The sequence below is a fragment of the Methylophaga sp. UBA2689 genome (genome assembly GCA_002354555.1).
GTDB lineage: Bacteria > Pseudomonadota > Gammaproteobacteria > Nitrosococcales > Methylophagaceae > Methylophaga.
Window position 1 is genome coordinate 1 of sequence record DELT01000030.1, and the last position, 8,672, is coordinate 8,672.

9 protein-coding genes and 3 tRNA genes are annotated in these 8,672 nt (G+C 45.9%); 6 read left to right on the plus strand and 6 right to left on the minus strand.

Going from position 1 to position 8,672, the window contains the following annotated elements:
* Nucleotides 1-108 precede the first annotated feature (108 nt).
* From B3M51_RS02605 to B3M51_RS02615, 3 genes are all read right to left on the minus strand, one after another.
* Nucleotides 109-184, minus strand: a tRNA-Thr gene (locus tag B3M51_RS02605).
* Nucleotides 185-203: 19 nt separating this feature from the next.
* Nucleotides 204-277, minus strand: a tRNA-Gly gene (locus tag B3M51_RS02610).
* A 25-nt stretch (nucleotides 278-302) separates the two neighbouring features.
* Nucleotides 303-387 (minus strand) — tRNA-Tyr (locus B3M51_RS02615).
* A gap of 168 nt (nucleotides 388-555) precedes the next feature.
* Between B3M51_RS02615 and hslV the strand changes: the two genes are divergently transcribed.
* The 6 genes from hslV to ubiB are packed head-to-tail and all read left to right on the plus strand — an operon-like array spanning nucleotide 556 to nucleotide 5,827.
* Nucleotides 556-1,101 carry an ATP-dependent protease subunit HslV gene (gene hslV, locus B3M51_RS02620; RefSeq protein ID WP_014707506.1) on the plus strand — a complete coding sequence of 182 codons (546 nt, stop codon included), beginning with the start codon at nucleotides 556-558 and terminating at the stop codon, nucleotides 1,099-1,101.
* A complete protein-coding gene (hslU, locus tag B3M51_RS02625) occupies nucleotides 1,101-2,429 on the plus strand; it encodes an ATP-dependent protease ATPase subunit HslU (RefSeq protein WP_292479259.1) in 1,329 nt (442 codons plus the stop codon). The genes hslV and hslU overlap by 1 nt, the downstream gene beginning before the upstream one ends.
* A gap of 8 nt (nucleotides 2,430-2,437) precedes the next feature.
* A complete protein-coding gene (locus B3M51_RS02630; RefSeq protein ID WP_292756622.1) occupies nucleotides 2,438-2,803 on the plus strand; it encodes a DUF971 domain-containing protein in 366 nt (121 codons plus the stop codon).
* A 7-nt stretch (nucleotides 2,804-2,810) separates the two neighbouring features.
* Entirely contained in the window at nucleotides 2,811-3,557 is a 747-nt protein-coding gene (gene ubiE, locus B3M51_RS02635; RefSeq protein ID WP_292479257.1) for a bifunctional demethylmenaquinone methyltransferase/2-methoxy-6-polyprenyl-1,4-benzoquinol methylase UbiE, read from the plus strand.
* 3 nt (nucleotides 3,558-3,560) lie between these two features.
* A complete protein-coding gene (locus B3M51_RS02640) occupies nucleotides 3,561-4,163 on the plus strand; it encodes a ubiquinone biosynthesis accessory factor UbiJ (RefSeq protein ID WP_292756625.1) in 603 nt (200 codons plus the stop codon).
* Nucleotides 4,160-5,827 (plus strand): ubiquinone biosynthesis regulatory protein kinase UbiB, encoded by a 1,668-nt coding sequence (ubiB, locus tag B3M51_RS02645; protein WP_292756627.1) that lies wholly within the window; start codon nucleotides 4,160-4,162, stop codon nucleotides 5,825-5,827. Before B3M51_RS02640 ends, ubiB begins: the two co-directional genes overlap by 4 nt.
* Here the strand turns inward: ubiB and B3M51_RS02650 are convergent, their stop codons facing one another.
* The 3 genes from B3M51_RS02650 to B3M51_RS02660 form a co-directional block, all read right to left on the minus strand.
* The gene (locus B3M51_RS02650; protein ID WP_292756629.1) at nucleotides 5,828-7,495 is read right to left on the minus strand and encodes a formate--tetrahydrofolate ligase; all 1,668 of its coding nucleotides are present in this window, start codon (nucleotides 7,493-7,495) and stop codon (nucleotides 5,828-5,830) included.
* Nucleotides 7,496-7,567: 72 nt separating this feature from the next.
* Complete coding sequence (locus B3M51_RS02655; protein WP_292479252.1) at nucleotides 7,568-8,176, minus strand: UbiX family flavin prenyltransferase; 609 nt, start codon at nucleotides 8,174-8,176, stop codon at nucleotides 7,568-7,570.
* On the minus strand, nucleotides 8,169-8,672 hold a 504-nt coding region (locus B3M51_RS02660; RefSeq protein WP_292756631.1), incomplete at its 5' end, for a glutamate ligase domain-containing protein. The genes B3M51_RS02655 and B3M51_RS02660, both read right to left, overlap by 8 nt.

Sequence of the window (8,672 nt, forward strand, 5' to 3'; positions counted from 1 at the left end):
TTTGTACGTTCAAATTTTGCCTTAGACATGCCAGTCTCCCCGCCAAACTTTTTAATTGTTAAAATCAAAAACAGGCAAGGTACTCCCTGCCCAATCAAATCGAAATAATGGAGCCCGCAATCAGAATCGAACTGATGACCTCATCCTTACCATGGATGCGCTCTACCGACTGAGCTATGCGGGCCATATCTTCCAAACTAAAATGGAGCGGGTGATGGGAATCGAACCCACATAGTCAGCTTGGAAGGCTGGAGTTCTACCATTGAACTACACCCGCAAAATAGTAAACTCTTTAATACAAATGGTGGAGGGGGGAGGATTCGAACCTCCGAAGGTAGAACCGTCAGATTTACAGTCTGATCCCTTTGGCCGCTCGGGAACCCCTCCACTAAAGAGGTCGCATTTTCCGGAAATACCCGCTCGCTGTCAACCACTATCTCACTTTTAAATTAAAAAGCATCAAATTGCTGAGTAAAACGGATTTGGAATCGGCATCAGAAGTGACACCATAGTATACTGCACCGTTGTTTTTCTAAATATTAATTGGAGTTTTTTATGGAGCAATACCGTGGCACCACGATCCTGTCCTATCGTCGTGATGGCCAGGTAGTGATTGGTGGTGACGGCCAGGTCAGCCTTGGCAATACTATTATGAAAGGCAATGCCCGCAAAGTAAGACGCCTTTATCATAATAAAGTAATTGCCGGATTTGCTGGCGGCACCGCAGATGCCTTTACATTATTTGAACGTTTCGAAGCTAAACTGGAAAAACATCAAGGCAACCTGACCCGCAGTGCTCTTGAACTGGCTAAAGACTGGCGTACGGATAGAATGATGCGTCGCCTCGAAGCTCTGCTTGCAGTTGCAGATGCCGAAGCGTCTTTAATTATCTCGGGGAATGGCGACGTCATTGAGCCTGAACACGGCTTAATTGCAATTGGCTCAGGTGGTCCGTTCGCCCAGGCTGCTGCAACAGCTTTACTGCAAAACACTGATTTATCTGCCAGTGAGATTGTTGAGAAAGGCTTGAATATCGCTGCCGATATCTGCATCTATACCAATCACAACCTCACTATAGAAACTTTGGATTACAACAAATAATGATGAATCAATCACTAACGCCTAAACAAATTGTTCATGAATTAGATAAACACATTATCGGTCAGCATGAAGCCAAAAAAGCCGTTGCGATAGCCTTGCGTAATCGCTGGCGTCGACAACAGCTTGATGCGACTTTGCAACAAGAAGTAACTCCCAAGAATATCTTGATGATTGGTCCGACCGGTGTCGGTAAAACTGAAATCGCCAGACGACTGGCTTCCCTGGTAAATGCCCCTTTTATTAAAGTTGAGGCGACTAAATTTACCGAGGTGGGTTATGTTGGTCGTGATGTTGAATCCATTATTCGTGACCTGGCCGAAAGCGCGATGAAAATGTTGCGTGAAAAAGCCATTAATGATGCCAAACCGCTTGCCGCTGATGCGGCAGAAGAACGTATCCTGGACTCATTGCTCACACCTGCACGCGGCACATTAACTGAAGAAGAATCCAATACCCGACAAAAATTCCGCAAAATGCTGCGTGAAGGCAAACTCGATGATCGGGAAATTGAACTGGAACTGGCACAAAACCAAATGGGCGTTGAGATAATGACCCCGCCTGGAATGGAGGAACTCACCAGCCAGTTACAGGATATGTTCCAAAATATGGGTAATCAACGTAAGTCAACCCGAAAACTAACCGTGGCGAAAGCTATGCGTTTAATCAGTGAAGAAGAAGCTGCCAAGCTGATCAACGAAGAAGATTTAAAAGCTGAGGTTATTAATCGTGTCGAACAAAATGGCATTGTGTTTCTCGATGAAATAGACAAGATTACTCATCGTGGTGAGGGTGCCGGGAGTGGAGCAGATGTCTCGCGAGCCGGTGTGCAACGTGATTTATTACCGTTGGTGGAAGGCAGTACGGTTTCAACTAAATACGGCATGTTGAAAACAGATCATATTCTGTTTATTGCCTCTGGTGCTTTTCATCTTAGCAAACCTTCAGACTTGATCCCGGAACTGCAGGGACGATTACCTATCAGAGTCGAGCTCAATGCTCTGACAACAGAAGATTTTGTCAGAATTCTGACAGAACCGGATGCCTCGCTTACTGAACAATACTCAGCATTAATGGGCACTGAGTCTGTTGATTTGAGTTTTACAGCTGATGGCATCAAACGTATTGCCGAGCTTGCATGGCAAGTAAATGAAAAGACCGAAAATATTGGTGCCCGTCGTCTGCATACCCTGCTGGAAAGGTTGCTGGAAGATATTTCCTACGAAGCAGGTGAAGAATCTCAACAAAAATTTATTATTGATGAAGATTATGTCAGTCAACAGCTGTCAGAGCTGGTGCAGGACGAAGATTTATCACGCTATATTCTTTAAGGACTTTTATGAGCCAGGCACCATTGCCAAGCGAAATTCAACTGCATAAGCACTCTCGTAAACTGGAACTGGTCTACGGGGATGAGCATTATTTGCTATCAGCAGAATTCCTGCGAGTGCACTCACCTTCTGCCGAAGTTCAAGGGCATGGTCCTGGACAGGAAGTGTTACAAGTGCAAAAAGAAAAAGTGGGTATCAGCAATATTGAGCCAGTTGGTCATTATGCCATCAAAATTTATTTCGATGATGGTCATGACAGCGGTCTGTTCAGCTGGGAATACCTTTATGAACTATCAATAAATCAGGATCAATACTGGCAAACCTATCTGGAAAAATTAATGGCTGAAGGCTACGAGCGTCAGCAAGACGCCTGAGGAATTTATGGAAGATAACAACACTACCCATTTTGGCTTCAAGCAAGTTCCTACTGAGGAAAAAGCCAGGCATGTTGCCGAAGTATTTCATTCGGTGGCCGGTCGATACGACTTAATGAATGATTTGATGTCAATGGGGATTCATCGGCTTTGGAAACGTTTTACTTTACATAACAGTAATGTGCGTCGCGGAGCCAAAGTCCTGGATATTGCCGGTGGGACGGGAGATCTGACGGCAAAGTTCGCCGATATGGTTGGGCCAACCGGTAAAGTGGTGTTGGCAGATATTAATGCTTCCATGCTGAATGTTGGTCGTGATCGGCTTACCGATCTCGGTAAAGCCGGTAATATTGAATATGTCCAGGCCAATGCTGAAGCATTGCCATTTCCTGATAATACCTTTGACTGTATCACCATTGCTTTTGGCCTACGCAATGTCACCGATAAAGACAAAGCACTTGCTTCTATGTTGCGAGTACTTAAACCCGGCGGAAAATTAATGGTACTGGAATTCTCCCAGCCTGCCAGCTGGTTGACACCGATCTACGATACCTATTCATTCAAGGTGTTACCGGCGCTGGGCAAACTGTTTACCAATGATGCTGAAAGTTATCGTTATCTGGCTGAATCGATTCGCATGCACCCGGATCAGTCCAGTCTGAAACTAATGATGGAAGAAGCCGGCTTTGAACGCGTTGACTTCATCAATATGTCTGCGGGTATTGTGGCTTTACATAGTGGTTATAAATTTTAAATCATGAGTTTATTTTTAAAACCGCTTGAAATAGCACTGAATCATGCCTTGCGTTTTGATATGGAAAGTCATGAAAAGCTTCAGCGTTTTGCCAGTCGTAGTATTCGAATTGATATTACCAACCTGAATATTGCCGTTATCGCCAGATTTACTGATGACCGGATTCTGCTAGAAACAGCCGAAGAACATGTCGCGGATTTAATGATCAAAGCAGATAGCTTTGCCTTACTGAAACTAGTACAGCAACCGGACAGCCTGTTTTCCAATCAGATTCAAATCCGTGGGGATGTCCAGTTTGCCAAACAGTTACAGGACTGGCAGCAACACTTTGATTTCGACTGGGAACAACAACTCGCCAGAGTTACTGGTGATACCTTGGCTTATCCGCTGGCTCAGAGTCTTCGACGTGGTTTTGACTGGTTGAATTACAATCGCTCAGAATTTGAGCAGAGTCTGGCCGAATATCTGCGAGAAGAAAGTCAGTATTTGCCGGATAAATCGCAAACACAGCGATTTATGCAAAATGTGGATCTGCTTCGTGCCGATACCGAACGACTGGAAGCCCGAATAAAAAGGCTGCAAAACCTTATCGAGAAAAAAACATGAAGCTCAGTCAGTTCGGACGTTTATTACAAATAAATCATGTGCTAGGTCGCCATCGTCTCGACGAATTGATTTTGGCCATACATTTTTTCCGGCCATATCGTTTCCTGAGCTGGTTTTCACCCTATCGCTGGCGTCATAAAGCTGACTTGCCCAGAGGAGAACGAATTCGCCTCGCGCTGCAGGATTTAGGACCGATTTTTGTCAAATTTGGTCAAATCCTTTCTACCCGCCGGGACTTATTACCGGAAGATATCGCTGATTCATTGGCAAAACTGCAAGACCAGGTTGCGCCCTTCCCCAACGATGTTGCGTTAGCTTTAATTCATGCTGCCTATGAAGAAGGTGAACCGGAACGAATTTTCAGCCATATAGAGGCTGAGCCATTGGCCTCTGCGTCAATCGCGCAGGTACATGCCGCGACCTTAACTGACGGTAAGCAGGTTATTCTTAAACTGGTGCGTCCAGGGATTGAGAAAGTGATTCGTCGCGATGTTGACCTGCTTTATACCCTCGCCGGTTTAGCGGAAAAATACTGGTCTGAAGGCAAACGTCTACGTCCTCGTGAGGTGGTAGCCGAGCTGGAAAAAAACCTGTTCGATGAACTGGATATGCTGTGTGAAGCAGCTTCAGCGTCGCAATTGAAACGGCATTTTGCTGATGAACGGTTATTGTATGTTCCGGAAGTTTACTGGTCACTAACCAGACCGAATCTGTTGGTACAGGAACGGGTATTTGGCGCACCTATCAGCAATATAGCGTTATTAAAACAACATAATATCGATTTGGAACTGCTGGCGACGATTGGAGTGGAAATCTTCTTTACCCAGGTATTCAGACACAGTTTCTTTCATGCCGATATGCATCCCGGTAATATTCTGGTCGATGTCAGTAATCCGCAATTGCCCCGTTACATTGCCATTGATTTTGGCATTATGGGTACGCTGTCGCCGGAGGACCAACGTTATCTGGCTGAAAATTTTCTGGCGTTTTTCAATCATGATTACCGCCGTGTTGCGGAGCTGCATATCCAATCCGGCTGGGTACCGGCAGAAACCCGAATGGATGAATTTGAATCGGCCATTCGCAGTGTTTGCGAGCCTATTTTTGCCCGTCCTTTGAAAGAGATTTCATTTGGACAATTGTTGCTAAGACTTTTTCAGACGGCCCGACGCTTTAATATGCAGATCCAGCCACAACTGGTTTTACTGCAAAAAACACTGCTGAACATTGAAGGTCTTGGACGTGACCTTTATCCCGACCTGGATTTATGGCAAACCGCCAAGCCGATTCTGGAACAATGGATGAAGGAAAAGCTGGGTTGGCAGGCAGCTGTTAAATCGCTGCAGAAAGAAGTACCAACCTGGGCAGAGACATTACCAACCTTGCCCCGAATGTTGCACGATTTAACCAAGCAAGCTCAGGCGGGTCAATTGCATATGCAATTATCATCTAAGGATTTGGACAAGATTCGTCAGGAAGTTCGCCATTCCAGCTACCGTACGGCCACCGCCGTTAGTGGCGCTGCCTTTATTGTGGGCGCAGCTATTATCAAAGGCCTTGATGGCTATTCAGCCAATATGCTGGCTGGCATGCCCGTGCTTAGCTGGGTTCTGGGACTTTGGGGCGGCTTAATGCTTTATTTCAGTCTGCGACGTTCCGGTTAATCAGAACAAGCCACTGATAACACCTTTCTCATCAATATCAATGCGTTCTGCTGCAGGAATTTTCGGCAGACCGGGCATGGTCATCACATCACCGCAAAGCACGACAATAAACCCTGCACCTCGCGACAAACGAACATCACGAATAGTCAAACTGTGCTGTTCAGGGGCTCCGCGTAAACCAGGGTCACTACTGAATGAGTAAGGCGTTTTTGCCATACATACCGGTAAATCTCCATGCAATGATTGAAACTCGCCGAGTTTGTTCAGTACTTTTTTATCGGCAATCACTTCATTTGCCCCATACAATCGCGTGGCGACAGCATTAATTTTTTCCCATAACGTTGCGCTGTCGCTATACAGCAAGTTACATTTTCCAGGTTGCTGTAACTTTTCCACTACCGTCTGAGCTAATAACTCGGCTCCCGCTCCACCTTCAGCCCAATGCCGGGCTAAAATGGCAGTTGCCCCCATGGATTCAACAGCGTCTTTAATCAACGCAACTTCTTCATCACTGTCCTGAATAAAGTGATTAATGGCTACCACGCATTCCAAACCGAACTCGTTTTGTAAATTATGTAAATGTTTACGAAGATTGGTTAAACCCGATTCAAGCGCCGTCAAATTTTCAGCAGCCAAATCCGGCACATTGACACCACCATGGTATTTCAATGCCTTAACTGTCGCGACAACTACCGCAAGATCAGGACGAATACCGGCTTTCCGGCATTTGATATTAAGAAATTTCTCAGCACCCAAGTCTGCACCAAAGCCAGCTTCAGTCACCACATAATCGCTAAGTTTTAACGCCATTTTGGTAGCGATAACTGAATTGCAGCCATGCGCAATATTGGCAAAAGGTCCGCCATGAACAAACGCAGGATTATTTTCCAGAGTTTGCACCAGATTCGGTTTAATGGCTTCTTTAAGCAAAGCCGTCATAGCACCCTGAGCATTTAGATCACTGGCATATCTTGGTGTGCCATCAATCGAATAACCAATCAGAATATCACCGAGCCTTTGTTTTAATTCGGTTAATGATGCTGCCAGACAAAATATCGCCATGACTTCTGAGGCCACCACAATATCAAAACGATCCTCCCGAACAAAGCCATTTGCTGGGCCACCCATGCCTATTGTGATATGACGTAAGGCCCGGTCATTCATATCCACAACCCGTTGCCAGGTAATTTTACGGGTATCCAACTGCAGGGTATTGCCATGGTGAATATGATTGTCAATCATTGCTGCTAGCAGGTTATGTGCTGCTGCGATCGCATGCAGATCACCAGTAAAGTGCAGATTGATGTCTTCCATTGGAACCACCTGCGAATAACCGCCCCCGGCAGCTCCACCCTTTAAACCAAAACATGGACCCATTGAGGGTTCGCGAACACAGACAGTGGCTTTTTTGCCAATGCGGTTCAACGCATCGCTGAGACCAATAGTCGTAGTGGTTTTACCTTCGCCAGCAGGTGTAGGGCTAATGGCTGTAACCAGAATCAATTTGCCATCGGGTTTAGTCGCCAGATCATCCATTACCTGCAAAGAAACCTTGGCTTTATAACGTCCATAGCTATCCAGATCGTCAACCTGCAAACCTAATTTTTGCGTGGCGATCTCGGTTATATTCTGCATTTTGGCTTGTTGGGCGATTTCAATATCTGACATGCTATTATCCGAATTTTGACTCTGCGGTCATTATACGCGAGTTAGTATATGGCTCAGTATCTGGGCCGATAATTACTCGCCCCAGCGTGGCATCAATTGGTGTTTTATAGAGGCTTGATCGAGAATTCTGGCCACCACGAAATCAACAACGTCTTCAAGTGTCTGCGGTCGGAAATAAAAACCGGGATTGGGCGGCATAATACAAACACCCAGCCGTGAAAGTTTCAGCATATTTTCTAAATGAATAGGCGAAAAAGGTGCTTCACGTGGGACAACGATCAATTTACGTTGCTCTTTAATCATTACATCAGCGGCACGATTAATCAGATTATCGCTGCCGCCACAAGCGATGGCCGACAAGGTTCCCATGGTACAGGGACAGACAATCATTGTGGGGACTGAATGCGAGCCACTGGCAAGTGGCGAAGACCATTGTTGCTCGCCATACAGTTTTATCTGTCCAGCCTGGCAATTAAATTGTGTTTCCAATACTTTGGTGGCATCTGCTGCACGAGCCGGTAGTTTCCAGTCCAGCTCATCGGCTAATACAATTCGACCAGCAGCAGAAATCATCAGATGCACTGTGATTCCCTGCAACAGCAATTGTTCTAGTAAACGTTTGGCATAGGGTGCACCCGATGCGCCGGTAATGGCCAATGCAATTTGTTGTGAATCAGTCATTGGCCAACGCATCCAGGATTTTTTGATGAATGCCGCCAAAGTCGCCGTTGCTCATCACCACAATATGGTCGCCGGCTTTACTTTGGCTGACCAATTGCCCGACCACATCATCAATATTTCGCAGCAATACCGAGCTATCACCCAGTTGTTGCTGAATATTATCTAATGACCAGGTTAAATTTGGATCCTGATAGAGAATGACCTTATCAGCTGCGTTTAGCGATGCAGCCAAAGTATGCTCATGCACGCCCATTTTCATCGTATTGGAACGCGGTTCCAAAACGGCAATCAATCGCTGCTGACCAACGTTGGCCCGCAAACCTTGCAAGGTGGTAGCAATCGCCGTGGGATGATGGGCAAAATCATCATAGACTTTGATTCCCCGACATTCACCTCGTAGCTCAAGGCGACGCTTAACACCTTTAAACTGGTTCAATGCTTCACAGGCATGCTCCACTGTCACACCAACATGATGCGCGGCCGCAATAGCTGCCAG

Bases quoted from the DNA above. Each gene is read 5' to 3' on its own strand.
- hslV (WP_014707506.1), top strand. From the start codon at position 556: ATGGAGCAATACCGTGGCACCACGATCCTGTCCTATCGTCGTGATGGC.
- hslU (WP_292479259.1), top strand. From the start codon at position 1,101: ATGATGAATCAATCACTAACGCCTAAACAAATTGTTCATGAATTAGAT.
- B3M51_RS02630 (WP_292756622.1), top strand. From the start codon at position 2,438: ATGAGCCAGGCACCATTGCCAAGCGAAATTCAACTGCATAAGCACTCT.
- ubiE (WP_292479257.1), top strand. From the start codon at position 2,811: ATGGAAGATAACAACACTACCCATTTTGGCTTCAAGCAAGTTCCTACT.
- B3M51_RS02640 (WP_292756625.1), top strand. From the start codon at position 3,561: ATGAGTTTATTTTTAAAACCGCTTGAAATAGCACTGAATCATGCCTTG.
- ubiB (WP_292756627.1), top strand. From the start codon at position 4,160: ATGAAGCTCAGTCAGTTCGGACGTTTATTACAAATAAATCATGTGCTA.
- B3M51_RS02650 (WP_292756629.1), bottom strand. From the start codon at position 7,495: ATGTCAGATATTGAAATCGCCCAACAAGCCAAAATGCAGAATATAACC.
- B3M51_RS02655 (WP_292479252.1), bottom strand. From the start codon at position 8,176: ATGACTGATTCACAACAAATTGCATTGGCCATTACCGGCGCATCGGGT.